The 25,698-nt window shown below is 66.4% G+C and carries 16 protein-coding genes; 3 read left to right on the top strand and 13 right to left on the bottom strand.

Annotated features, from left to right (window positions below; all coding sequences use genetic code 11):
• Positions 1 to 38 precede the first annotated feature (38 nt).
• Positions 39 to 8,552, top strand: coding sequence for an autotransporter-associated beta strand repeat-containing protein (locus tag A9974_RS19160; protein WP_183005759.1), 8,514 nt, complete (start codon positions 39 to 41; stop codon positions 8,550 to 8,552).
• A 99-nt stretch (positions 8,553 to 8,651) separates the two neighbouring features.
• On the top strand, positions 8,652 to 9,062 hold the full coding sequence (locus tag A9974_RS19155; RefSeq protein WP_183005758.1) for a VOC family protein: 411 nt from the start codon (positions 8,652 to 8,654) through the stop codon (positions 9,060 to 9,062).
• Here the strand turns inward: A9974_RS19155 and A9974_RS19150 are convergent.
• The 6 genes from A9974_RS19150 to A9974_RS19125 form a co-directional block, all read right to left on the bottom strand.
• Positions 9,032 to 10,813 carry a hybrid sensor histidine kinase/response regulator gene (locus tag A9974_RS19150; RefSeq protein ID WP_183005757.1) on the bottom strand — a complete coding sequence of 594 codons (1,782 nt, stop codon included), beginning with the start codon at positions 10,811 to 10,813 and terminating at the stop codon, positions 9,032 to 9,034. The two genes, A9974_RS19155 and A9974_RS19150, sit on opposite strands and share 31 nt — an antisense overlap.
• A 639-nt stretch (positions 10,814 to 11,452) precedes the next feature.
• Entirely contained in the window at positions 11,453 to 12,544 is a 1,092-nt protein-coding gene (locus A9974_RS19145; protein ID WP_183005756.1) for an SDR family oxidoreductase, read from the bottom strand.
• 7 nt (positions 12,545 to 12,551) lie between these two features.
• The gene (locus tag A9974_RS19140) at positions 12,552 to 13,523 is read right to left on the bottom strand and encodes a tripartite tricarboxylate transporter substrate binding protein (RefSeq protein WP_183005755.1); all 972 of its coding nucleotides are present in this window, start codon (positions 13,521 to 13,523) and stop codon (positions 12,552 to 12,554) included.
• 58 nt (positions 13,524 to 13,581) lie between these two features.
• A complete protein-coding gene (locus A9974_RS19135) occupies positions 13,582 to 14,499 on the bottom strand; it encodes an SMP-30/gluconolactonase/LRE family protein (RefSeq protein WP_183005754.1) in 918 nt (305 codons plus the stop codon).
• 11 nt (positions 14,500 to 14,510) lie between these two features.
• Complete coding sequence (locus tag A9974_RS19130) at positions 14,511 to 14,837, bottom strand: hypothetical protein (RefSeq protein WP_183005753.1); 327 nt, start codon at positions 14,835 to 14,837, stop codon at positions 14,511 to 14,513.
• Positions 14,834 to 16,198 carry an acyclic terpene utilization AtuA family protein gene (locus A9974_RS19125; RefSeq protein WP_183005752.1) on the bottom strand — a complete coding sequence of 455 codons (1,365 nt, stop codon included), beginning with the start codon at positions 16,196 to 16,198 and terminating at the stop codon, positions 14,834 to 14,836. The genes A9974_RS19130 and A9974_RS19125 overlap by 4 nt, the downstream gene beginning before the upstream one ends.
• 109 nt (positions 16,199 to 16,307) lie before the next feature.
• Between A9974_RS19125 and A9974_RS19120 the strand changes: the two genes are divergently transcribed.
• Positions 16,308 to 17,201 carry a LysR family transcriptional regulator gene (locus tag A9974_RS19120; RefSeq protein WP_183005751.1) on the top strand — a complete coding sequence of 298 codons (894 nt, stop codon included), beginning with the start codon at positions 16,308 to 16,310 and terminating at the stop codon, positions 17,199 to 17,201.
• 264 nt (positions 17,202 to 17,465) lie between these two features.
• Here the strand turns inward: A9974_RS19120 and A9974_RS19115 are convergent, their stop codons facing one another.
• The 7 genes from A9974_RS19115 to A9974_RS19085 all read right to left on the bottom strand — a co-directional run bounded on the left by A9974_RS19115 (position 17,466) and on the right by A9974_RS19085 (position 25,698).
• Positions 17,466 to 18,173, bottom strand: coding sequence for an AroM family protein (locus tag A9974_RS19115; RefSeq protein WP_183005750.1), 708 nt, complete (start codon positions 18,171 to 18,173; stop codon positions 17,466 to 17,468).
• Positions 18,174 to 18,188: 15 nt separating this feature from the next.
• Complete coding sequence (locus A9974_RS19110) at positions 18,189 to 19,124, bottom strand: DUF1177 domain-containing protein (RefSeq protein WP_183005749.1); 936 nt, start codon at positions 19,122 to 19,124, stop codon at positions 18,189 to 18,191.
• A gap of 39 nt (positions 19,125 to 19,163) precedes the next feature.
• Positions 19,164 to 20,783, bottom strand: coding sequence for an OPT/YSL family transporter (locus A9974_RS19105; RefSeq protein ID WP_220806033.1), 1,620 nt, complete (start codon positions 20,781 to 20,783; stop codon positions 19,164 to 19,166).
• A 5-nt stretch (positions 20,784 to 20,788) separates the two neighbouring features.
• Positions 20,789 to 21,565, bottom strand: a complete 777-nt coding sequence (locus A9974_RS19100) for an IclR family transcriptional regulator (protein ID WP_183005748.1) — start codon at positions 21,563 to 21,565, stop codon at positions 20,789 to 20,791.
• 130 nt (positions 21,566 to 21,695) lie between these two features.
• A complete protein-coding gene (locus A9974_RS19095; protein WP_370539654.1) occupies positions 21,696 to 22,625 on the bottom strand; it encodes a hypothetical protein in 930 nt (309 codons plus the stop codon).
• 40 nt (positions 22,626 to 22,665) lie between these two features.
• On the bottom strand, positions 22,666 to 23,109 hold the full coding sequence (locus A9974_RS19090; RefSeq protein WP_370539651.1) for a hypothetical protein: 444 nt from the start codon (positions 23,107 to 23,109) through the stop codon (positions 22,666 to 22,668).
• 48 nt (positions 23,110 to 23,157) lie between these two features.
• Entirely contained in the window at positions 23,158 to 25,698 is a 2,541-nt protein-coding gene (locus A9974_RS19085) for a fused MFS/spermidine synthase (protein ID WP_183005746.1), read from the bottom strand.

Raw genomic sequence — 25,698 nt, 5'->3', positions numbered from 1 at the left:
TCGGCGTGGAGAACGCGATGCAGGAAGCGAAGCCGTTCATGCTCGTCCCCCGTCAACTGACCGTCCTGGTCGGCGCCGCGTTGTTCGGTGGTTGGCCGGGCCCGGGGGTCCAGGCCGCGTGCGTCGCCAGCGGTTCGTCCACCACCTGCAACACCAATGCGCCCAACCCGGCCACGGCGCCGATCGGGCAAGGTCCTTCCACCACCAGCGGCGCATCGGTCACGCTGCAACCCAATGCCAGGCTAGAGGTTGGCAACGCCAGTGCCGTCAGCCTGGGCAACAACGCCGCGATTACGCTGGGCGCCGGCGCGGTCATCTCCAATGTGGCTACGTCCGGCGCGGGCTTGTGGACCGCTGGCAACAACACCGTCGAGTTCGGCTCCAACGGCACCCTGAACATTGCCCAGGGCGCCAAGATCCAGTCGCTGGGCACGCAGACAAACGCCGAGGCCATCAACGTCATGGGCTCGGGCAACACCATCATCAACCGCGGCCTGATCTCCGGGGGCAATGCCGCCGCGATCTGGTTCGAGGACCGCACGGTGGGCGCGGCCAACATCGTGGATAACTACGGCACGATCCAGGCGGGCAACGGCACCAGCAGCAATGTGATCGGCAACAGCGGCAGCGGCAATGTCAATTTCATCAACCGCAGCGGCGCCGTGGTGAACGGCAGCCTGACCTTTGCCAGCGGCAACGATTCGCTGACGCTGTATCCGGGCTCCATCATCACAGGCGGCTTCAATGGCGGCGGCGGCACCAACAGCCTGTTGCTGGCCGGCGACGCGGGCTCCAGCGACACCTTGCCCGGCGCCATCCGCAATTTTCAGTCGCTCACCAAGACGGGCGACGGCAAGTGGACGTTGTCCGGCACGGTCGGCGGCAACGGCGGCGGCACGCCGCTGGCGGTGGCAGTGCAGGGCGGCACGCTGGCCCTGACGGGCGACAACACCAGCTTCAATGGCTCGGTGGTCGTCGACGCGGCGGGCACGCTGGAGGCGCGCGCGCAAAGCCTGCCGCCCAGCGTCACCAACAACGGCCAGGTGCTGTTCAACCAGCCGGACAACGGCACCTATGCGGGGACGATCAGCGGCACGGGCGCTGTCAGCAAGATCCAGGTTGGCATCCTGACGCTGACGGGCGTCAACACCTACCAGGGCGGTACGCGGATACAGGGCGGCGCCGTCGCGGTAGGCGCCGACAGTGCGCTGGGCGCCAGCAGCGGCGGGGTGACGCTGGATGGCGGCGCACTGGCGTTCACCAACAGCTTCAGCCTCTCGGGCAGCCGCAATGTCACCGTTACCGCCAATAACGGCACGCTCAGCGCCAATCCCGGTGTGACGGGCACGGTCACGCAAGCCATTACCGGCCCGGGCGCCCTGACCAAGGACGGCGCGGGCACCGTCGTACTGACCAGCAACGCCAACAACTGGGCAGGCGCCACCACCATCGCCGCAGGCACGCTGCAGCTGGGCAATGGCGGCGCGTCCGGTAATCTGCCCGGCGCCACTGGCATTACCAACAACGGCACGCTGGCCTTCAATCGCAGCGACATGTTCACCTTCGGCAACCTGATCTCGGGCACCGGCGGTATCCGCCAGATGGGTTCGGGCACTACCATCCTGACGGGCAACAACGGCTACGCCGGTCCGACGTCGGTGACCGCCGGCGCGCTGTACGTCAACGGCACGCAGACCGGCACCGGCGCGGCTACGGTGGGCAATGGCGCAACGTTGGGCGGCACGGGCACGCTGGGCGGCAGCGTTACCGTGCAGTCCGGCGGCACGCTGGCGCCCGGCGGCGTGGGTGCCGTGCCGGGCACGCTGAGCATCGGCGGCGACCTGACCTTGCAGAGCGGCTCGGCGTTGGCCTATTCGTTCGGTCAGGCCGGCGTCGTGGGCGGCCCCTTGAACGACCTGACCAACGTCGGCGGCAACCTGGCGCTGGGCGGCACGCTGAATGTACAGACCTCGGCGGGCGGCTCGTTCGACCCCGGCGTCTACCGGGTCATCAACTACGGCGGCGCGCTGAGCGGCACGCTGGCGCTGGGCACGGTGCCGACGCCGGGCAACTATTTCATCCAGACCTCGGTGGACAAGCAGGTCAACCTGGTCAATACCAACGGCCTGACGTTGAATTATTGGGACGGCGCCAGCGCGCTGAACAAGAACAACAATACCGTCGACGGCGGGCCGGGCATCTGGATGGCCAATGGCCCGGGCACCAATGACAATTGGACGGGCATGACCGGCTCGCTCAATGCGCCATGGAGCCAGAGTTCCTTCGCCGTGTTCATGGGGCAGGGCGATACCGTCCGGGTGGACAGCACCACCAATGGCGCCATTCTGGCGCAGGGCATGCAGTTCGCCGCCGATGGCTACACCCTGGTGGGCAACACCGCGACGGATGTGTTGACGCTGGTGGGCGCGGCGGCGGCGGGCGGCGGCCCGAACGAGGCTGTGATCCGCGTGGGCAATGGCGTTGCGGAGGGGGCTGGCTACACGGCGACCCTCTCCGCGACAGTGGCGGGCGCGGCCAAGCTGGTCAAGACCGACCTGGGCACGTTGGTGCTGTCGGGCATCAATACCTACACCGGCGGCACCGCCATCAACGGCGGCGTGCTGCAGGTTGCGCAGGACGCGAACCTGGGCAATGCCGCGGGCGCGTTGTCGCTCAATGGCGGCACACTGCGCGCCACCGGCACTTTTGCCACGGCACGCGCCACCACGCTGGGCGCGGGCGGCGGCAGCTTCGATGTCACCGGCGCCAACGTGCTGACGATGAACAGCGCCATCAATGGCAGCGGCGCATTGAGCAAGCTGGGCACCGGCACCTTGGCGTTGGCCGCGGACAATGTCTATGCCGGCGGCACCACCATTACGGCCGGCACGCTGCAACTGGGCACGGGCGCGGGCGGCTCCGCCACTGGCAGCATCTTGGGTAATGTGGCCAACAGCGGCACGCTGGCCTTCAACCGCAGCAATGCGTATGCCTTCGGCGGCACGATCAGCGGCACGGGAGGCGTCATGCAGATGGGAGCAGGCACGACGACTCTGACCGCGAACAATACCTACACCGGCGGCACCACGATCTCGGCGGGCACCTTGCAGCTGGGCAATGGCGGCACGACCGGCGCCATCCTGGGCAATGTCGTCAACAACGGCGGTCTGGTGTTCAACCGTGGCAACGGCTACGCCTTCGGTGGTGTCATCAGCGGCACCGGCACGGTCAACCAGCAAGGCGCGGGCACCACGGTGCTCAGCGCCAACAATGCCTATGCCGGCGCGACCACCGTGAACGCCGGCGGCCTGTTCGTCAATGGCGACCAGACCGCCGCGACCGGCGCCACCACCGTCAACAACAGCGCGACGCTGGGCGGCAAGGGCGTGATCGGCGGCGACGTCACCTTGACCGGCAACAGCGTCCTGTCCCCCGGCGACAACAGCGCGACGCCCGGCACGCTGACCATCCAGGGCAGCTTGACGCTGGGCAGCGGCACCTCGCTGAACTATGGATTCGGCCAAGCCAACGTGGCGGGCGGTCCCTTCAACGACCTGACCAACGTCGGCGGCAACCTCAGCCTGGGCGGCAAGCTGAATGTGTCGCTGTCGCCGGGCGGCAGCTTCGATCCGGGAATCTATCGCGTCATCAACTACGGCGGCACGTTGTCCAACCCTGGCAGCCTGACGCTCGGCACGTTGCCCGCGGGCGCCGACCCGGCCAACTATTTCGTGCAGACCTCGGTGGACAAGCAGGTCAACCTGGTCAACACCAACGGCCTGACGCTGAACTACTGGGACGGCGATGCCGGCCCCAAAAACAACGGCCAGGTCAATGGCGGCACGGGCACCTGGGTGGCGCCAGGCGGGGTCAACGACAACTGGACCGACGCCAACGGGACGCTCAATGCGCCCTGGAGCCAGGGCGCGTTTGCGGTATTCACCGGGCAAAGCGGCTCGGTGACAGTGGACAGCTCCGCCAATGGCGCGATCCGTGTGCAGGGCATGCAGTTTGCCACCGACGGCTATCTGCTGCTGGGAGCCACCGCCACCGACAAACTGACGCTGACGGGCACGCCCGCGGCCGGTGGCGGTCCAAACGAGGCAGTCATCCGCGTGGGCGCGGGATCGGCCGATGGGGCCAACTACACGGCTATCATCGTGGCCGTGCTCGACGGCGCGGCCAAGCTGGTCAAGACGGACCTGGGTACGTTGCTGCTCCTGGGCGCCAACACTTACCAGGGCGGCACGGCGATCAACGGCGGCGTGCTGCAAGTCATGCAGGACGCGAACCTGGGCGATGCCGCAGGCGCGCTGTCGCTGGATAGCGGCACGCTGCGCGCGGACGGCACCTTCGCCACGGCGCGCGCCACCACACTGGGCGCGGGCGGCGGCAGCGTCGACGTCACCGGCGCCAACGTGCTGACAATGAACAGCGCCATCAACGGCAGCGGCGCGTTGAACAAACTGGGCACGGGCACCCTGGAATTGGCCGGAGACAATGTCTATACCGGCGGCACCACCATCACCGCCGGCACGCTGCAGCTGGGTACGGGCGCGGGCGGCTCCGCCACCGGCAGCCTCCTGGGCAATGTGGCCAACAGCGGCACGCTGGCCTTCAACCGCAGCAACAGCTATACCTACGCCGGCATGGTCAGCGGAACGGGCAACGTCGTGCAGATGGGCAGTGGCACCACGGTGCTGACGGGTACAAACACCTACGCCGGTGGCACCACGATCTCGGCGGGCACCTTGCAGCTGGGCGCGGGCGGCACGACGGGCAGTATCACCGGCAACGTGACCAACAACGGCGCGCTGGTCTTCAACCGCAGCGACACCTCTACCTTCGGCGGTCTGATCAGCGGCGGCGGCACCGTCAGCCAGAACGGCAGCGGCACGACGGTGCTGACGGCCAACAACACCTACACCGGCGGCACCACGATCACGGCGGGCACCTTGCAGCTGGGCGCGGGCGGCGCCACGGGCAGCATCGTCGGCGACGTGGTCAATGCCGGCACGCTGGCCTTCAACCGCAGCGATACCTACACGTTCGGCGGCGTGATCAGCGGCGGCGGCAAGGCCAATCAGCTGGGCAGCGGCACCACGGTGCTGACGGCCAACAACACCTACACCGGCGGCACCACGATCACGGCGGGCACCTTGCAACTGGGCGCCGGCGGAGCCACGGGCAGCATCGCCGGCGACGTTTCCAACAACGGCGCGCTGGCGTTCAATCGCAGCGACATCTATGCCTTCGGCGGGCTGATCAGCGGCGGCGGCAAGGTCAATCAGATCGGCTCCGGCACCACGATCCTGACCGCCAACAATACCTATACCGGGGGCACGACGATCTCGTCGGGCATCCTGCAACTGGGCAACGGCGGCACCAGCGGTTCGCTGCAGGGTGATGTTGTCAACAACAGCCTATTGTGGGTCAGTCGCAGCGACCAGTTGCAACTGAACGGCGTGATGTCGGGCACGGGCGCCTTCGTGCAACAGGGCAGCGGCGTTACCGTGCTGACCGGCAAAAACAGCTACACCGGCATGACGATCGTGGATACGGGGTCGCTGTTCGTCAATGGCGATCAGAGCGCCGCCAACGGCGATACTTCCGTGTTCGCGGGGGGCACCCTGGGCGGCACCGGCATCATCGGCGGCAATGTCATCGTGGGCGGCACGCTCTCGCCCGGGGATACCACCGGCGCGCCGGGCACGCTGACGGTCAACGGCAACCTGACGCTGAACAACCCGGCAACGCTGACCTACAGTTTCGGCCAGGCCGGCGCGGTCGGCGGCCCTCTGAACGACCTGACCATCGTCAAGGGCGACCTGGTGCTGGATGGCACGCTCAACGTCACCACGCCGGCGGGTGGCAGTTTCGACCCCGGCGTCTACCGGATCATCAGCTACGACGGCGCCTTGACCGACAACGGCCTGGCCATCGGCACCATTCCGTCGCCGTCGTTCTCCGTCCAGACCGCGGTGGACAAACAGGTCAACCTGGTCAATACCGCCGGGCTGACCCTCAATTTCTGGGACGGCGCAACGGTGCCGGGCAAGAACAATGGCACGGTCGACGGCGGCAACGGCGTCTGGCAGAACTCGGCCGGCAACAACAACTGGACCAATACCCTGGGCGTGCCCAATGCGCCTTACGCGGATGCGACTTTCAGCATCTTCATGGCGGCGCCCGGCGCCGTCACGGTGGACAACAGCCTGGGCCAGGTGCGCAGCGGCGGCATGCAGTTCGCCAGCAACGGCTACCAGCTGACGGGCGGCGCCATCGAGCTGGCGCCCGACGCCGGCGGCGGCACGACGATCCGCGTGGGCGACGGCAGCAGCCTGGGCGCAGGCTATGTCACGACCTTCAATACGGCGCTTACCGGCGCCTCGCGCCTGGTCAAGACCGATCTGGGCACGCTGGTCCTGAACACCGCCAATACCTACACCGGCGGCACCGAGATCAACGGCGGCACGCTGCAGATCTCCAACGACGCGGCGCTGGGCAGGGCCAGCACGGCCCTGGGCATGAATGGCGGCACGCTGCGCACCACGCAGACCCTCACGCAGTCGCGGCCCATCACGCTGGGCGCCTCGGGCGGCGGCGTGGAGCCCGTGACGGGCACCACGCTGATCGTGACCAGCGACATCGGCGGCGCCGGTTCGCTGACCAAGCTGGGCGGTGGAACAGCCATCCTGACGGGTAACAACAGCTATGGCAACGGCACCCTCGTCAAGGACGGCGTCACGGTCATCAAGGCAGGCACGCTGCAGGTCGGCAACGGCGGCACCAGCGGCAACATCATGGGCATTGTCAGCAACGACGGCATCCTGGCCTTCAACCGTTCCGACCGCTACGTCCAGACCGACGTGATCAACGGCAGCGGGCAGGTGATCCAGCAGGGCGGCGGCACCACGGTGTTCAACGCCGTCAACGGCTATACCGGCGGCACCACGGTGGCGGCCGGCGCGCTGGCCGTGGGCGACGCGAACCATGCGGGCGCGGCGATCAACAGCGGCGGTCCGGTGACGGTGCAGGGCGGGGCGACCTTCGGCGGCTACGGCAGTGTCAAGGGCAATGTCACCAACGCGGGCACGCTGGCCGTGGCCGACGCGTTTCCGGGCCTTGGCGGCGGAGCAGGGGGCTTTGGCATCACCGGCAACCTGATCAACAGCGGCACGGTCAACCTGGCCGGCGCGGCGCCGGGCAATCGCCTGACCGTCACCGGCAACTACCAGGGGGTATCCGGCGTGGTCGCGCTCAATACCGTCCTGGGCGCCGACAATTCCCCGTCGGACAAGCTGGTCATCAGCGGTGGCACCGCGAGCGGCAATACCACGCTGCGTATTACCAACCAGGGCGGCTTGGGCGCGAAGACCACCGGCGACGGCATCCAGGTAGTGCAGGCGCTGAACGGCGCGACCACCGCGCCGGGCGCATTTGCCAGCGGCGGCCTCTACGCCGGGGCGTACGCCTACCAGCTGTTCCGCGGCGGCGTCACGCCCGGCACCACGCAGAACTGGTACCTGCGGTCCGAGCTGATCAATCCGAATCCGGATCCTCGCACCCGCGGAGGCATCGATCCCCCGGGGGTACCGACCTACCGTCCGGGCGTGCCGATCTACACCGAAATCCCGTCGCTGGCGCGTGAGCTGGCGGTGCAGCAGATCGGCACCTTCCATGAACGCCAGGGCAACCAGGACCTGCTGACCGGCACTGGGAGCCTGCCGTCGGGCTGGGCCCGCACCTGGGGCGATCATTTCTCGGAGCGGCGCGACGGCACGGTGCGGCAATCATTCAGCGGCAATATCTTCGGCATGCAGGCGGGACAGGATCTCTATGCCCGTAGCACGGACAGCGGCCACCAGGACCGGTACGGCGTGTTCCTGGGCTATGCCCGCGCCGACGGCAACGTCAAGGGCTTCGCGATGGGCCAGGACAACTTTGCGGCCGGCAAGCTGTCGATCGACTCCTACAGCGTGGGCGGCTACTGGACCCACATCGGCCCCAGCGGCTGGTACACCGATACCGTCATCATGGGCAGCCACCTGAAGGCCAAACCCCGCTCCATGGCGGGCGACTCGTCGTCCACCGACGGCAAGGCCTTCACGGCGTCGGTCGAGGCCGGGCTGCCGATCCCGCTCAAGTCCAATCTGACGCTGGAACCGCAGGCCCAGATCATCTACCAGAACACGCGTATCGACGCGGTGCGGGATTCGGCGTCGGACGTGTCGTTCGCGCCCAAGAATGCGGTGATCGGGCGGGTCGGGGCGCGGCTGCAGGGCGAGTTCCAGGCGGGCGGCACGACCTGGAAGCCTTACCTGCGCGCCGATCTGCTGCATACCCTGGGCGGCAACGACAGCGTCCGCTTCAATGACACCACCAGCATGACGTCGGCGATGGGCGGCACTCAGGCTCTGCTGGGGCTGGGGGTCTCGGTCAAGGCCAGCGATCGCGTCAGCGTCTATGCGTCCACGGGTTACGGCGTCAACCTGGGCGGCGACCGCCGCGAGATGGTGCAGGGCAATGTGGGGGTGCAGATCCGCTGGTAAGCGCGGTAAATGGTGCGGCACAATGTGGGCCAATTCTCCCGCATGCATGCCGACGGACGGCGTGCCGGGCATTCAACGCTGGATGGAGGGTGCCAATTCATGTTCAGCCACGTCACGGTCGGCGTCAGCGACCTGAGCCGCGCGTCGGACTTCTACGATGCGATTCTTGAGCCGCTGGGCCTGCGCCAGCGGCCCGTCACGCCCGACGGCGGACCCGCCGCGCGGTGCTGGATCCTTCCCGGCGCGACGTTGCCGCGCTTTTATGCCTATTCGCCGTTCAATCGGCAGCCGCCCAGCGCCGGCAACGGCAGCATGGTGGCGTTTCTGGCCCCGAACGAGGAGGCCGTCCGCATCGCCCACGCCGCGGGCCTGGTCGCGGGCGGCACGGACGAGGGCGCGCCGGGGCCTCGGCCGCACTACGGCCAGGGCTACTACGGCGCCTATCTGCGCGATCCCGATGGCAACAAGATCCATATTGCCTATCGGGGGGATATCCTCGAAGGCAGATGAAGCACTTCGATGGCCATCGCCTCCTTCAGCGTGGCGATGTCCAGCGGCTTGTGCAGCACCTTCAGGCCACTGGCGTTGGCCGCGCTGATGCCTTGCGGCGAGGTGTCGCCGGTGATGATAAGGGCGGGTACGTCCCATCCCACGGCTTGGCGCACGGCGTGCACGACGTCAATGCCGGTCGCTTCCGCGGCCAGCCGGAAGTCCGTCACGATCAGTTGCGGGGTGGCGTCGTCCAACGCACGCAACGCGTGTTCCAACGAGCGCGCCGCGATGGCGGCATACCCCCAGCTGGCCAGCAGCACCGCCATGCCGTCGAGCACTTGCTTGTCGTCATCGACCACGAGCACCGTGTGTTGCCCCGCGGCTTGCGGCCGCAATGTCATCTGCGCCGAGGGGAGGGGGGCACGAGCGGGCTCGTCCCGATGCGGCAGGCTCACCGTGAAGCAGGATCCCTTGCCATGGACCGAACGCAACCTTAGCTCGGCGCCGATCAGAGCGGCGGTTCTCTTGACGATGGCCAGCCCCAGTCCCAGGCCGTGCTCCCGATCGCGCACGATGTTTTCGACCTGGTAGAACTCCTGGAAGATGCGGTCGAACTGGTCCTCGGCGATGCCGATGCCGGTGTCCAGTACGCAGATATCCAGCGCATCATGCCGACGGCGGCATGCCAGCAGGATCTTGCCGTGTGCTGTGTAGCGCACCGCATTGGAAAGCAGATTCGAGAGCATGTTCTGCAGCAGAATCGGATCCGTATCGGGCCGGACGTCGGTGCGCCGTATTTTCAGCTCGAGCCCCTTGGCGGCGGCGGCCTGGGTGTACTGGTTGGCCAAGGTGTCGAAGGTGTCCTGCAGCCGGAAACGGCGCCTTTCCACCTGGATCACGCCGGCGTCCAGGCGTGAAACGTCCAGCAGTACGTCGAGCAGTTGCGACATGCTCGTCAGCGCCGATTGCAGCCGCTCGGCCAACGTCTCGATGGCGGCACGCTCGATTTTCGGGGCTTGCGCCGCCATGCGCATCGACTCGATGTACAGGCCAAGCGCATGCGCGGGTTGGCGCAGATCGTGGCTGGCCGCCGCCAGGAACTGGGATTTGCTGTGGTTCGCCTGCTCGGCGCGATCCTTCTCCTGGGTCAGTTGACGGACCAGCGCCGCATTCTCGAAGCGCAGCCGGATGGCATCGGACAGCGTGCGTTGCATCACTCGGCAGTAGGCCAGGTTCACGCCCAGCAGGAACAGCGACAGCACGCCCAGCACGGAAAACAGCGGCGTGCCATGCGCGAACGCGCGCAACGCGAAGGGCAGCACCGTGAGCAGGGCGTAGAGGTAGTACGCCGGCCAGAACGCGGACAGCGAGGCCACCGAGCCGCCGGTCATTCCGGCCAGCACGATGCCGAGGTAGACCGTGACAATGGTGTTTTCGGGTGCGAAAAACAGCGGTCCCATCGCCCCCCACAGGCAGCCCGACACCGCCACCCAGAAGACATACTGCCGGCAGCGCCGCGAGGTATCTTCGAGGCGATGCGGGCCGCGGCGCCTGTCTTTCCAGACAAGCGCAACACGTAGCACGGTGAGCAGGTAGACCGCCGCCGCCCATCCCAGCAGATTCCCCCGCGCCACCTCGTCCCACAGCAGGAACACCGACAGACCGGCAACCGCGATGTTGCCCAGGAAGATCGGCGGCGATTGCCGGTACAGCGTGTTGACCAGTTCCCGGTAGACCGCTGGATCCTTGATCGGAAGCAGGTTTGTCATGGTTGTTTTTCGCTTGGGAACACGGGGCAGGCGGGAAGGCTCGGCGTGAGGCAACGTGACGAGTCTACCCGTTGATCGGCCAGGAACGCCCAGCGCCTGGCTGACGCGGCGGATGCGGATGCGTGGCTCGGCGCCGGGCGCCATCCCGCAGTGAGTAACTGTCCGGACGATTAAGTTCGCGAGGCGTGCGCGGTGAAGTGCCGATCTGCGGAACCTGCGTCTGCACGGGCGGCACCGGCGAGGGAATGCGCCGGGTAACGGCCGGTGCTACGGCCGAGCAAGATCGTTTTGCGGGGAAAAGATGGCGGGAAAGAGAGAGGGCTGGAAAGAATGGGATCGAGTGCCTGCTTTCCGCCTATTTCTTACTTCACATAATATACATTATGCGTATTTTGTCGAGAGAGAACAGGGATCCATTTCCGCCTCCCGGCCCCTGGCCCTTTTACGCACTGGCTTCCATGCCTGGCACCGGATTTTGCCCGGAAATCCACCCCGCAGCTGTCGGCTGACAGAAACTTGGCCCCAGATTCTCACTCCTTGCCTGTGGCCGTGTGACCAGGCCCCAACGCCGGGTCGGCAACGGCCTACCGTCATCACCGCTACCGACCTGTGCGAGGCACCTTCCAGTGTGAACAGCCCCTAGTCCATCCGGGGCGGAATGATCTTGCGCGCCATCAGCACCTCCAACCAGTGCATGACGCTTGCTTCGGTGTCGTAGGTCTGCGTGAAGCCCGCCTGCTTGATCTTCACCGTGCTGACGAAGGCCGGCGGCGGAGACGTTTTCAGGCCATAGCCGAACCGGGCGTCGGCGGAATAATGGGATTCGCCCAGGATTTGGGCCATGGTCAGGGGCCGCAAGCCATGTCGCTTGACGATCTCGTCCCACAGCCTCGCGCGGCTGGGTAGATATTCGGCCAGACGCACCGGGTGGTCCGGACCCGGTTCAACGCCCAGGAACTGCGCCAGCGACGGCCACAGGTCGCGCCAACTGAAGACTTCGCCGTTGGTCAGGTTGAAGTGTTCGTTCCAGGATTGCGGATTTTCCGCGGTCCAGACGCCTGCATCGCCGATGAGACGCACATCCACGGCCTCGCGCGGATAGGAGATGTGCCCGGGATAGCCGAATGGCTTGCCCTCGGCGCGGCACACCGCCGCATAGACACCGATGACCGGCACGGTATTCATGGCCACGCCTACGTTGGGGCCGACCACGATGGTGGGACGGAAGATCGTCCAGCCGAAGCCGCTCCGCGCCGCTTGTTCGCGGATGTAGTCTTCCTGCAACCAGTACGAGTTCGGATGGTCGTCCCGGGGCTGGCGCTCGCGCGCGGGAATGCGTATGGGGTGCAGGTGCACGCCATAGGCCTTCGTGCCTTGCAGCACCGTGACATGGCGCAGCCCGCCGGTGCGGGCCAGCGGCTCGATCACGTTCCTGATCATGCCCAGGTTGGTGGTCATCTGCTCCGGATCCTGCCAGCCCGCAATGAGGCCGGGCTTTTCATAGACGGCCGCATAGAAGACATGCGTGACTTGCGGCATGGACGCGAAGGCGCGGCGGCAGGCCTCGGCATCCTGCAGGTCCAGCTGCAGATGGGTGAACGGCCGTTGACTGATGATTTCCGGACGCCGCCGGGAGACGGCGATGACTTCCCAGCCGGCGTTCAGGAACGAGTCGATGGCAGCGGCGCCAACCAACCCGCTGGCGCCAGTGACGATAACGGTTCGCGACATGATTGCCTCAGTCCATGACAAGGTTGATCTGCTTGAACAGCGCCTTGAAGCGCACATACTCATCCGCCATGCGCTTGCCGAAGACCGCGCGGCTGTCCGTGGACGGAACAATGCCCAGGCCGGCGAACTGCTCTTGCATTTCAGGGGTGTTCACCGCCTTGATGATCTCGTCGTGGAGGCGATCCAGGATGGCCTGCGGCGTACCGGCGGGCGCCACGATTCCGTACCAGGCGACACTTTCGGCGCCCGCCAGGCCGGCTTCGCCAACGGTGGGCACGTCCGGCAGCAGTGGCGAGCGTTTGGTGTCCGCCACGGCCAGGGCACGTAGCTTGCCGGATTTCACGAATGACAGGATAGGCGGAACGCCGCTGATGACCATCTGGGTGCGCCCGCCCAGGGTGTCGGTGATGGCATCGCTATTGCCCTTGTAGGGCACGTGCAGGATTTCGGTCTTGGACAGATGCTGGAACAGCTCACCTGCGATATGGCCGCTGGTGCCGACGCCTGCCGATGCGTAATTGACCTTGTTCGGATTGGCCTTGATGTAGGCGATCAGTTCCTGCAGGGTTGTCACCGGAACCGAGGCGTTGACCAGGATGACGTTCGGACCCGTGGCCACCAGCGCGACGGGCGTCAGGTCCTTGAGCGAGTCATAGGGCATCCTGCTGCGGGCATTGGGATTGACCGTGATCGGCCCGGCGGAGGCAAAGCCAATGGTGTAGCCATCCTTGGCGGACTTGGCGACCAGGTCGGTGCCCAGGTCGCCGCCGGCACCGGGTTTGTTCTCGACGATCACCGGCTGGCCGAGTTGTTCGCCCAGATGCTTGGCAACCAGGCGAGCAATGATGTCGATGGAGCTACCCGGGCCAAAGGTGGCGATCAGGCGGATGGGACGCGCGGGATAGGAATCGGCGGCCTGTACGCCCGTAAAAGCGGCCAGGCTGAGCGCCAGCCCGGCAATCAATCGGAAGGGAATCATGATGTTGTCTCCGGTGTACGGTGATTTTTTTGCTTGAATGGTGTGCGTGGCGGGCAGGTCAATCCCTGTGCGAGTACATCGGCTTGCCGGGATGCGGCAGGCGGGCCCGCAGAATGACGCCCTGCTCCGCTTCGGTGATATACAAGCTGCGCATGTCCTCGCCGCCGAATGCGACATTGGTGGTGCGCAGGCCCGCGCAGGACCGGATGCGGTAAAGAGGTTCGCCCAAGGGACTGAACAACCATACGGTGCCTGCCTGGGCATGGACGACCGCCAGGTTGCCAGCGCTGTCGATGGCCATGCCGTCTGGCCCGGCGGTGCTGCCGGACAGCTGGATGAAGCGACTGGCCTTCTTCATCTGGCCGCCGGGTTCCAGCCGCAGCGCATAGATCGCGTTGTCGTGCGTGATGGCCACATAAAGCACATTCTCGGCTCTGTTCATAACCAAGCCGTTGGGCCCGGCCAGGCCATCCATCAAGAGATCCACGGTCTTGCCGTCGGCGCGCAGGCGGAACACGCGGCCGGTGGCGTTCTCCAGGGCGCTTTCGCCCTGATCGGTGAAGTACAGGTCGCCGTTCGAGGCGAAGAACAGATCGTTCAGGCCCTTCAGCCCTTCCCTTTGCACGTGCTGCAGGTACGGCCGGATGGTGCGGGCTTCGGGATCCAGAAGCATCAGCCCGTGCAGGTGATCGGCAACGAAGATGCGCCCGTCTCGATGGATTTTCAGGCCGTTGGGCTCGCCGTCGTAGCTGACAATGACCTCGAAATTGCCTGCCTGGTCCACGCGCAGGATGCGTCCATGCGCCAGATCGACGCACCACAGATTGCCGGCGCGATCGAACGAAGGCCCCTCCAGGAAAGAGTGCATCTTCACGTGGCGCGCAGCCAGCCAACTCGAACTCTGTTCGGTCAGGTGCAGGGATTCGGGCAACCGGGCGAATACCTCGGTGCCCATCGGTTCAGCGGGAGGATACATGGCGGGTCCTTTCAGGATTGCGGTTGATTGGCCGCAAGCTCGATTCCCAGCATCAGCGAGCTGAGCGACTTGCCGTGCGGATCCAGGCGCAGCGAGCGCGTAACGCCGCCGGACAGCACGTTCGGGATAACGAAATTCAACGCCTTCAGGCTCTCCACCTCATAGCGACGCACCTTTACCGCGCCCAGGTGCGCAAAGGCTTGTTCGACGCGTTCAGCGGTGAGCGCCTGGCGCAGCACCTGCCAACCGTCGTCGTCATAGGCAATGACGGCGATGCTCGAGGTATTGCCCTTGTCGCCGGCACGCGCGTGCGCCAGGTCATAGACCAGAATGCTCATGATCGGGCTCCCAAGGTAATCACTTCCGGAGTCACCCAATCGCGCGGGATCAGCAGGGAATCCACCGCGATGACTTCCTTGGCGCCCAGGTTGACCGGACCGCCAGCGCCATAAGGGCCCTGCATATTCAGCTGTCGCACGTGGTCGCCGAGCAGGTGGGCGCTCTTTTTGTCGGGGCAGCGCCCGGCGATCCGCAGCCGGACCTCGTAGGGATGACTGGCCAGCGCCTGCGCATGGGCGCCATGCAGGCTGCTGATGCCGATCAGGTCGACCTGGATTTCGCTGGCCACCCCGCCATCCAGACGGAATCGTTCCTTCACGGTGTCGGCTGCCAGCCGGGCCCGGGCGATGGCGTTCACGCCTGCGTAGGCCACTTCTCCCGTGCCTATCCAGCCGTCGAAGTAACCGACCACGACCTTATAGCTGTCGCTGCGCGGCGCGGCGTGAATACCGCGCACGGCCACTCGATCAGCGTTCTGCTCTTCGAAATGCAGGCCATCCAGATTCAGTACGCAATCGGGCGTGATATAAGCCGCCGGGTCGTGGATTTCGTACAGGGCCTGCTCGGTGCAGGTCATGCGGTCCAGGCGCCCGCCCGAGCCGGCGGGCTTGCCGATGTAAAGCTCACCGTCGCTATAAAGATCCGCATAGGGATACGGCAGCTCGGCCAATCGGGGAACGTCTTTCTTGCCGGGGTCGGCGAAGTAGCCACCGGTGATCTGGGCAGAGCATTCCAACAGGTGGCCCATGATGGTGCCGGCCGCCAATCTGGGCAGGTCGTCGTAACGCCAACCGTGGTGATGCAGTGCCACACCCAGAAACAGCGAGGGATCGGCGACTCGGCCAGTCATCACGACGTGCGCGCCGGTGGCCAGCGCATCGCGGACGACATCGGCGCCCAGATACGCATTCGCGGAGGCAAGCTGTGGCAGGATCGATTCCAGCGGCAGGTCGCGGTCCATCAATCGAAGTTCTGGATGCAGGCGCACTCGGTCGGCGACATCATCGCCGACGACGGCGGCGCATGTCAGGTCGCCCCACCCCATGGCGTGGCCAATATCCAGCGCGGCCTGGGCTGCGCCGGCCGGATTGGCCGCGCCCATGTTGGACACCAGCCGCACGCCCTGCTCCCGGCAAGCGGGCAGAAAGGCACGCATGCGCTCCTGCAGCATCGGGTTATAACCGTGAGCCCCGTCATCCCTGCGCGACAGCGTTTCGCGCGCGATCGTCCGCTCGGCCAGGCACTCGCATACCAGGTAGTCGATATCGCAGCTTTCCAGCAATGGCATGGCGGGGCCGATGCGGTCATCGGCCATGCCGGCGCCCACGCCGATGCGTAGCCGCTTGCGCGGTTCATTCATGTCTGTCTCCGTCCGTATTTACGGTTCGGCCCAGTATCGTGTGACTTGCCTGATCTGGAAATTGATATATTTATATCTCGGTGATAATCCATACGCATCACGGAAAGCGATGACCCTGACCATATCCGAATTGGAAGCCGTGCTGTTGGTGGCGGAGACGCTCAACTTCCGCATGGCCGCGCAACGCGCGCATATCTCGCAGCCGGCCCTGAGCCGCCGGGTGCAGGCCGCGGAACAAAAGCTCGATGCCAGGCTCTTCGACCGCAACAAGCACGGCGTCGCGCTTACCGCAGCAGGCGCGGAACTGGTTCCCATTGCGATGCGCATGCTGTCGGAATTCCGCGATTCCCTCAGCGATCTGTCGGAGTTCATTGCCGGCCGTCGCGGCAGCATCAACGTCTGGGCGCTGCCCTCGGTCGCTTCCGCCTTGTTGCCAGCGGCGGCGCGGGCCTTCCAAGCGTCGCATCCCCAGGTGCGGCTGAATATCCGCGCCGTCTCCGCGCGCCAGATCACGCAGGCCGTGTCGGAAGGCAACGCCGACATCGGCATCTCCATCGAAGTTCCCGACCAGCCGGCCAGCGTGACCTTCTCGCCGCTGCTCCAGGAAGAATTCGTGCTGATCTGTTCCGTCGACGATCCGCTGGCGCAGAAAAAGCGCGTGGACTGGCGTGTTTTCGCCGACCGCCCCTATATCGCGAGCGGTCCGGCCAGCAGCATTCGTCAAGTTACCGACCGGATTCTCGCCGCCTCGGGGCGGATGCCGGAGATGAACTATGTGTCCGACAATATTTCCGTGGTGGGCGCGATGGTAGCGGCCGGTGTAGGCATCGCGGCGGTGCCGCAGCTAGCCCTGCGTCTGATGGATGCCACGCGCCTGCGTAGCTTGGCCCTGCATTCGCCGACCGCTTCGCGGGAAATCGGCATATTGCTCAAGCAGCAGCGCTCCTTGTCGGCGGCAGCGCTGCATTTCCTGGATACCTTGCGGCGGACGGGCCCAGGCTAGGGCCTGTTCACACTAGAAGGCGCCTCGCACAGGCCGGTAATCGGGCGCCAGGCTAGGCGCGGTCGCCGCCGCGTGGCTGTGCCACGCAAGGTGAGCGCAACGACGCCTGGCGCCCGATTACCGGCCTGCCCGAAGGGTGAGTACCCAAATGAGCGCCTCTCAGCGTTGCGAATGCTCGCCGGGGGCCGGCCACGACTGCGCTTCGCGCCTTGATAGTCACTCATTTGGGTACTCATGCGAGGCGCCTTCTAGTGTGAACAGGCCCTAGGATCGCGCAGCCCTGTCAACCGACAGCAACTCCGCCGTCAACCGCGCAATGATCGAATTCGACAGAATCACCGGCAGCCCCGACGCCTCGGCGGCCGCCGCCCGATGGCGTTCAACGAAGCCCATGCAGTCCAGCACCAGCACGTCGGCGCCTTGTTGCCCAAGGTCAATCGCTGCTTGCGCCACCGGTGCGGTGTCGTCCGTATAAGGCGACGCCGCCGCGCACAGCGGCGGATGCGCCAGCGCGCGCCACTTGTGCGCCTCGGACGCCATCTGCGACGCCAGCGGCACGATCACGCCGACCTGGCGCCCGCCCGCCAAGGCCGCCACGGCTGGCGACACGATCAGGTCCGGTTCGATGAGCCAGGCCTTTTCGGCATGCAGATCCTCAAACGCGCCAGTGCACAGAACCAGGACAAAGTTGCAGCCCTGGGCTTGCAGCGCCTCAACTTTCTGCTTGAGCAGCGCCAGCATCCGGGCTTTGTCCACCACGACCGATGAGCCATCCCGCAACCGTGTGATCAGCGTGGGCTGGCCTGGCTGCTCGGGATAGCGTTGTGCGATGTCTTCCCGCGTCAGGCCGTCCAGCAGGCCGGCATGCACGCACGGGATTCCAGGCGGCAGATGGCGCTCGAGAATCGGCGTGATGTCAGGCCTGGGCGCCTGGCCGATGGTGATGGTTCCCAGCTTGGCCGTGGTGGGCATGGCGTTTCCTTGGGTTCAGGCGCGCGCGCCGCCCTGCAGGTGGGCCAGCGAGCCGTAGCGTTTCTGCAGCAGCGCATATTCGTCGCGGTCAAAGAATTGGCATTGGCCCTGGGTGAATTCCTTGGCCACTTCCACGGCGAACTTGGCCGCGGCAGCGATATCGACCTCGTGGCTGGCGCCCGTGCCGCAGCCCGGCACCACGCTTTCCGTGGTGATGGCCACGCCCACCACTGGGGCCGCCGTGGCGACGGACGGCTGCAGGATGCTGTTCAGGTGGTATACGCCATTGTCGTACGGCGTGATGTCCTGGATGGAAATGGGAAAGGTCGCGGCGGCGCGGCCGGTGGTCGATTCCATGATGCGCAGCAGGTCTTCCGACACGCGCAGGATGTAGCCCTGCTTGACCGTGGGCGAAATCGCGAAACCCTTGTGGTTGATGATGCGGTTGCCCTTGGTGGTGTCGATGGACAGCACGGCGTCCATCTCGGCGCTCAGTTCCTGCTCGTTCATGGCCACCATGTCCACCGGGGAATCCATGAAGTCGACGGGTTTGTGCGGACGCGTGGGCGCATCGGGACAGATGTGCGTGCCGATGATGACGTCGCCCGGCAGCACATCGCCCTGGGCCTGCATGTGCGCCAGTTTCAGGGCCGCGGCCACGGCAGCGACGGCGCCGTCGCCGTCCGAGACGAGGCCGACCCGGCTCGGCCGCGCGCCGATGCCGCCCAGGCGGCCGACGATGCCCAGCGTCGGGGCCGAGCCCCCTGCCCGCTTGCCTTGGGCGCCGGCAATGACGATGCGCACGAAGTCGGTCGAGCCATTGGCGCCGGTGATCTTGGTGACGGTGACGCTGGCGTCCGGATAGTTTTCCAGCAGCTTGACGACGGTTTGGCCCGAAGCATGCGCGCTGTCCAGCGCTTCAAAGGCCTGCAATGTCTGGGTGAGACTCAAGATGGGTTCCTTTCTGGGTGAGACAACAAGAAGGACGAATCACTTCTTGCCAAAATGCGCGGTGATCGTGGCGCTGAAGAAGCTGAAGATGGCGTCGCCAGCGATGATGCCGCCGGCGAACACTTCCATATGGTTGCGGTGCTTTTCGCCGCCGACCTTCTCGATCAGGAGGCGCAGGACGATGCCCGCCGCCACGGCCCAGCCGGCCAGCGGATTGGCGATCAACAGGCCCGTGGCCAGCAGCACGCCCAGCTGGCGCTTGGGGCCGCCGATCAACTGGATGATGGCGCCGGGAATGGCCCAGACCAGCAGCATCTGCGCGATGCCGGGGGTAGCGCCGGCGTTGATGGTGGCGACGTAGACCTTTGCCACCGGCGGCAACTGGCCGCTGGCGAACAGCGCGCCATAGCTGAAATACACCACCGGAATGGCGATCAGGAAGGCCAGCATGGCGGCAATCAGCTGCTGCTTGCGCCCTTCCAGTTCCAGCGCCATGTCGGCGCCGTTGCCGCGCAGCATGAACCCGGCTTTCAGGTCATAGCCCATGTCGGCAAAGGCCGGGCCGGTCGCCACCGAGAAACCGCACAGGATGGCCAGCGCATGGGGCGGAAAGCCGATCAGCAGGCCCAGCAGCAAGGTGATCAGGGCCACCGCAAAGGCCGGGAACCAGCCGGAATGCATGGCTGCGATGCCGACGATGAGCTCATGCACCAGCGCGGCAAATGCGGCGTACAGAATGAAGCCCAGCAGCATCGGCACCGACATGTCGGCGTACAGCCCGGCCAAGAGCGAGATGCCGGCGGACAGCAGGATGTACCCAGCTCCGCCCAGTCGCAGGCTACTGCCGACACTGGGGCCCACGGGGCCGCTGGCCTTGGACCCGGCCTTGCTGCGCATGACCATCGCCACCTGGACCAACGCGACCAGGCCGGCGCCGATCATCATGCCGTGGGGAATGTATTGCTTGCTGATGTCCGTGCCGAACAGCGGCTCGGAGTAGCCGCGCAGCAGCAGGCCGATGCCGAACATGCCCAGCGCCCAGATGTTGCCGATGAAGGCCACGCCGAATGCGGACATGGGAATCTTGAACCACGAGCCGATCGAGCCCACCACGATGCCCAGGCCCAGCAGCTTGGCCTGCGTGCCGCCCTGGTCGCCGGCCTTGATGGCCTCGGCCGCCGCCACGCCCGGCGGCCAGGCGCCCGTGGCCGGGAACACCGTGCTGCCGAACAGGCGATACAGCATGTAGGCGTCCAGCAGCATCGCCAGGCCCACGCCCAGGAACATGGGCAGGACCATGTCGGGGCGGCCCAGCAGGTAAGGAATGGCCAGCGGCAGCAGCAGGCTGTTGGCCGCGCCGAAGGTGGCGGACGAAATGGCCGTCTGCGCCAGGTTCTGCGTGTGGACCGAGCGGTACGCGCGCAGCAGCTGAATGGGCACGCGCGACAGGATCATCGCCACCAGGGCACCGATGATGGACGTATTGGGCGTGACGCCCAGTGTGACGATCAGCTGGATGCCGATGACGGCGCCGAACACGCTCAGGGCGGCCAGCAAGACCAGGTTGGGCAGCGTTAGCGCCCGCGGATGCGACGGGGGGCCCTCGTTGACCGATGCGCGGTTTGGCTCAACGGCGTGTTGGGGGGTGGACTTGATCATCGTGCTCACACTTGAGTGACAGGGACGGGAGAACCCCAGGCCGGATCGCAAACCATCCGTCCAAGGTTGGAGGCTTGCGCGAGCAGATCGGCCGCCAGCGCTTGCACGCTAGCGGCATCGGCTTGCGCAGCCGGAAAGGAAAGACACATGGCGAAGCGTTCCATCGACACGGGGTCGCTCACGGCGCAGCTGATGGAGGCCACGCCCGGCACCGCTTCATTGATCGCGACGGCGTAGCCGGACTCGCGCACGCCCTGCAACAGGGCCTGGACGTCCTGCACCGTCCGGGGCGCGTTGTCCGAGATGAAAGGCAGCTGCTTGCCCAGGCGCTTGGCCACGTCGGCGTCGCTGTCGCGCGCCAGCAGCACCCGCCCCGTGGACGTGGCCCAGCTGGGCGAACGGTGACCGGGATAGGTCGTGACGCGCAAGGGCTGGGTGCCCTGCTGCACGTGCAGCACCATGATGTCCCTGCCCTCCAGCACCGAGATATAGCCGGTGTGGCCGCTTTGAGCGGTCAGGCGCTTGAGCGCGTCCTGCATCTGCGCGGACAGCGTGGTGGTCTCGCGCACCAGTCGGGACAGTTCCAGGATGATGACGCCCGGCCCGTAGGCGCGGGTGCTGTCCTCACGTTCCAGCAGCCCCAGATCCTTCATCTGCGCCAACAGCCGCGACGCCGAGCTTTTCGGCATGTCCAGATGCTCGACCAGGTCGGTCACCGTGACCTTGCGATGCAGCGAGTTGATCAGGCGAAGGATGATGGCGGCGTTTTCGAGTGAGGCCATGAAGTTCCAAAAAATGAGACCTGGTTCCAATTAATGAGTAAATTATACGCCTCCGAATATCGCCAGATACCGGGATTAACCCTAGGTGTGGGAAGAAAGACCGGGCCATCGCCAGGCGGCGATGGGCGCCTCAGAAGCTGACGGCCAGCCCGACCGAGAAGCCGGATACGCCGGTGCCGAAGACATAGCGGCCCACCAGACGGGTGCGGGTGATGATGACGTTGTAGGCGCTGGAATCCAGTTCCAGTCCCGCGCCCACGGAGGTCAGGCGATCGAATCCCAGGACGCCACGCTGGTCGCCCAGGAACTCCGAATGCGTCAGCTCCAGCACGTAGCGCAACGGCCGCTGCAGCAATGTCATGCCTGTGGGCGCCCGGTAGCGCGTCCACAGATTGGCCGATTGCGCGATGGCGTTGCCCTGCACTGCGGCGGAGCTGGCGAAGCTCCTGAGCCGGATGTCGGAATACCGCAATTCGACGTCGATTTCGTAGCCCGGCCGGTAATGCTCGTAGTCCAGCATCAGCGAGCCGCCCAGGCCGTAGGCATTGAGCGAGCCCCGGTCCAGAAAGTTGACGTCCTGCCCGGTTTTCTGGCCCACGAACCAGCTGGCGGCGCGCAGGTCGCTGGTGACGTTGCCCAGCGCGAAATTGAAGATGGGGCGCAGCTTCAGTTCGTCGGCCAGCTTGAAATCCCAGCCGATGCCGCCCGTTGCCGACACGCTGTTCCATTTGGCCGGGATCTTGCGGGTCTCGGTGCCTTGCGAGGCGATGAACGTGGGGTCATAGCGGCTGGCGGCCAGCACGCCTTCCAGGTAGATGGGGACCGATTTCGAGATCGTGTCGCCGCCGCCCAACTGCGTCATGAAGAACTCGGTCGATCCGGTGGTGCTGCCCCCGCCCGCGCCGATGGACAGCGAGCTGGTGGTGATGTCGGGCACGATGGATAGCGACATGATCGCCAGCACGCCGTTGGCGCGCTTTTGCAGGTCGTCCTTGTTCAATCTGACGGCCGATTGCGCGGCTGCGTCCGGCCCCAGGACGCAGACCTGCGCCGCGATCAGCCATGGGCAGAGACGCTTGATCAAGATGGTGCAACCGTGGTTACTTGGCCGCCGCCATCGAGCGGGTCCAGATCTCCTTCTGGATCGCGCCGACCTGGGTGGCGATCCGGTCGCGCGCATCCAGGTCGGCGACATGCCGGTAATAGTTGACCCGCTCATCCACATAGCGCCGGAACTGATCGCGCAGCAGTGGCTGATCGGCGCTATCAAGCAGGTCGATGCGCAACCACGCGGTGCCGATGGCGTTGACCTCGCTCACCAGCAGATTGCGCCGGTCCGCCATGCGCTGTGCGGCCCCGGAAAACGTGAACGCAATCAACAGGCCCAGCAGCGCGAAGACGGACGCCTCGATGGCGGCGGACCCTGCCGTGCCCTTCTCGTCCGGGCCGTCATGACGGCCCAGGTAGCGGCCGACGCGGATGGACGCGAGCAATAGAAAGAAGAACAGAACCGCCCCTGACGCAAGCACAAGTGAGTAGTTCAAGGTATCGCTCCGATGCACAATCCATTCCGAGTGCGGGCCGGCGCCACCCTACTCTGCCGCCCCGCCCGTGAACCAACGCAAATAAGGGTTGCCGCGGCTGGCTGCCGCCAAGCGCGGCGCGTTACGGGCCCACGCCTCGCGGTTGCCGTCATACGCTGCCAGCGCGGTCTGGTAGAACAGATCCAGTTCATCGCGCTCGCCCGCGATGGCGCGGGTCAATGCCGGGTCTGCCGAGATCAGCGGCGGCTCGCTGCGCTGGGCCAGCAAGGCTGGCAAGGTGCGCGAGATTTCGCGTGGCCGCACCCAGGCCGCATATTCGATCGCCGGCCGGTCATCGGACACCGCGGGCGTGGGGCCGGCAAAGCGCGCCAGTCCCGCGTGGTCGGTGACCCAGGTGGCCAGCAAGGCGGCGGGTGTATCGACGCCCACCTCGGCCAGCGCCGTGGCCACCTGCGGCGCCGCGAAGCGCGCGGCGATGCGCGCCGCATCCAGCGGCAGCGGTTCCATCGAGCCGACCAGCAGCATTTCATGCAGTTCGGTCGTCCAGAGCGACGCGTGCGGGAACACGTTGATGAAGCTGGCCACGAGCGCGCGCGTGTCGTCCAGGTTCTGGGTCGGCAGCGGCAGCCACTGCGCGACGATGCCCTGTGGGTTCAGGCGCGAGGCCGCGATGTGGTAGAAGTCCCGGGAATACAGATTCACTACCCCCGCGGCCGACGGCGGCGGCGGTTCGAGCGTGATGAGGTCGTAGCGCTGCGTGTTGCTGAGCAGCTCACGGCGCCCGTCCAGGATCCGCCGTTCCAGGCCGGGGTCCTGTGACGCGCCGTAGCTGCCCTTGAACAGCGGCGCGGCGTGCAGCACGCCAGGCAGCAGCTCGGCCACGACCTTGCGGTCCAGGCCCGGATAGCGGGACAAGGCCCCTGCGGTGATGCCCGTGCCATAGCCGATCACCAACGCCGAACGCGGTTCGCCGGCATGCACGATGAGGGGCAAGAGCGCCTGCAACCGCATGTAGCGTAATGACGGCATCGCGTCGCCGGAATTCGAGACGCCCTGGATATACAGGCGGCGGAATCGCCGCTCGCCCTGCCCTTGCTCGACTACCGCCACCGTGCCGCCCTGGTTCTCCTCGTAGAACACCAGTTCGCCGGCCTGCGCGCCGGGCAGCAGGCGGGCCAGGTGATCCACGGGGATGGCCGCGCCCAGGATCACGGCCGCGCCCGCCAGGGCAACGCCCAATCCCTTGGCCATGGGCGCCGCCGGGCGCGCCTGCCAGATGGCGGCCACGCCCACGCAGCAGGCCACCACGGTCAGTAGCGCCAGGCTGCGGACCGTACCCAGGTGAGGCAGCAGCAGGAACCCCGTCAAGGCCGTTCCAGCGATGCCGCCGAGCGTATTGCAGGCCAGCACGGCGCCGGCGCCGTGCCCCCGGCGTTCCGGCGGCACGGCGATGCGCAGCACGGCGGGAAATGCGGCCCCCAGCAGCAAGGTGGGCAAGAGCACCACCGCGCTGGCCGCCACCGCGAAGCGAGCGCTCATGCCCGCCAGGGGGCTGCCCGTCCAGGTCAAGAGGGATGTCTCGGCCAGGCTTTGGACGCCGATCAGCCAGCGTCCGAGCAAGGCGGTCTCGACCAGTGCCACCAGGCCGGCGCCGGCGATCAGCAAGCCGAACACGCGCCAGGGATCGCCCAGCGCGCGTTCCCAGCGGGCATAGAGCGCGGCCCCCAGCGTCAGCCCGACCAGGTAGACCGCCAACACGATCGAGAAGGCAAAGGCCCGCGTGCTCATGAATGGCACGACCATCTGCGACCAAAGCACTTCATAGCCCATCGCCACCGCGCCCGCGATGGCGTACAGGCCCAGCGCCACCTTGGCCTGGCGTGGCAGCGCGAGCGGCGGGCCGACCGCGGCGGACGATAGTGGAACGCCGGTAGCGACCGCGTCGCGCCGGTCCAGCGCCCACGCGCCCGCCGCCGCCGCAAGGTTCAGGCAGGCCGCTGCCGCTGCGCTGCCGCGTACCCCCAGCGCCGGAATGAGCAGAAAGGCCGGCAGCAAGGCGCCGAGAATCGCGCCGCCCGTGTTGGCGGCATAGAGCGTGGCGCCGGCGCGGCCTATCCGCTGCGCGCCCGTGGCGCGCAGCAGCACTGGCAAGGTGCCGCCCATGAAAAAAGGCGCGATGCCCACGACGAGGATGATCGCCAGCCACGCCAGCGGCGCGCTGGCGGCCTGGCCGCGGGCAAACGCGGGCGCGCCGTGCGCCAAGGCGACGGTCACGCCGATGCCCAGCAAGGCAATCGTCAGTTCGATTGCCGCGTACAGCCGGAACGGACGCGCGCTCGCGTCGGCCCGGCGGCCCAATATCCAGCTGCCGGCGGCGAGCCCCAGGAAGAAGGCCCCCACCGCCACCGCGATCGCCTGCACCTGTACGCCGACGATCAGCGACAGCTGCTTGATCCACAGAATCTGGAAGATCAACGCCGCCACACCGGATAAGCCCATCAGCAAGGCGGCCGGCCACAAGGCGGCGCGGGCAAGCGGCGCCGCGCCAACCCCGGGGATGGCCGCCATCGGGCGCGCGGAAGCGTTCAT

This window comes from Achromobacter sp. UMC71 (assembly GCF_014170305.1).
Taxonomy (GTDB): Bacteria; Pseudomonadota; Gammaproteobacteria; order Burkholderiales; family Burkholderiaceae_B; genus Achromobacter.
The sequence above is the reverse complement of the archived record's forward strand: the minus strand, read 5'-3'. Positions and strand labels throughout refer to the sequence as shown.

What these genes read in the sequence shown, in the direction of transcription:
- A9974_RS19160 (WP_183005759.1), top strand. Translation starts at nt 39, where the DNA reads ATGCTCGTCCCCCGTCAACTGACCGTCCTGGTCGGCGCCGCGTTGTTC.
- A9974_RS19155 (WP_183005758.1), top strand. Translation starts at nt 8,652, where the DNA reads ATGTTCAGCCACGTCACGGTCGGCGTCAGCGACCTGAGCCGCGCGTCG.
- A9974_RS19150 (WP_183005757.1), bottom strand. Translation starts at nt 10,813, where the DNA reads ATGACAAACCTGCTTCCGATCAAGGATCCAGCGGTCTACCGGGAACTG.
- A9974_RS19145 (WP_183005756.1), bottom strand. Translation starts at nt 12,544, where the DNA reads ATGTCGCGAACCGTTATCGTCACTGGCGCCAGCGGGTTGGTTGGCGCC.
- A9974_RS19140 (WP_183005755.1), bottom strand. Translation starts at nt 13,523, where the DNA reads ATGATTCCCTTCCGATTGATTGCCGGGCTGGCGCTCAGCCTGGCCGCT.
- A9974_RS19135 (WP_183005754.1), bottom strand. Translation starts at nt 14,499, where the DNA reads ATGTATCCTCCCGCTGAACCGATGGGCACCGAGGTATTCGCCCGGTTG.
- A9974_RS19130 (WP_183005753.1), bottom strand. Translation starts at nt 14,837, where the DNA reads ATGAGCATTCTGGTCTATGACCTGGCGCACGCGCGTGCCGGCGACAAG.
- A9974_RS19125 (WP_183005752.1), bottom strand. Translation starts at nt 16,198, where the DNA reads ATGAATGAACCGCGCAAGCGGCTACGCATCGGCGTGGGCGCCGGCATG.
- A9974_RS19120 (WP_183005751.1), top strand. Translation starts at nt 16,308, where the DNA reads ATGACCCTGACCATATCCGAATTGGAAGCCGTGCTGTTGGTGGCGGAG.
- A9974_RS19115 (WP_183005750.1), bottom strand. Translation starts at nt 18,173, where the DNA reads ATGCCCACCACGGCCAAGCTGGGAACCATCACCATCGGCCAGGCGCCC.
- A9974_RS19105 (WP_220806033.1), bottom strand. Translation starts at nt 20,783, where the DNA reads ATGATCAAGTCCACCCCCCAACACGCCGTTGAGCCAAACCGCGCATCG.
- A9974_RS19100 (WP_183005748.1), bottom strand. Translation starts at nt 21,565, where the DNA reads ATGGCCTCACTCGAAAACGCCGCCATCATCCTTCGCCTGATCAACTCG.
- A9974_RS19085 (WP_183005746.1), bottom strand. Translation starts at nt 25,698, where the DNA reads ATGAACGCTTCCGCGCGCCCGATGGCGGCCATCCCCGGGGTTGGCGCG.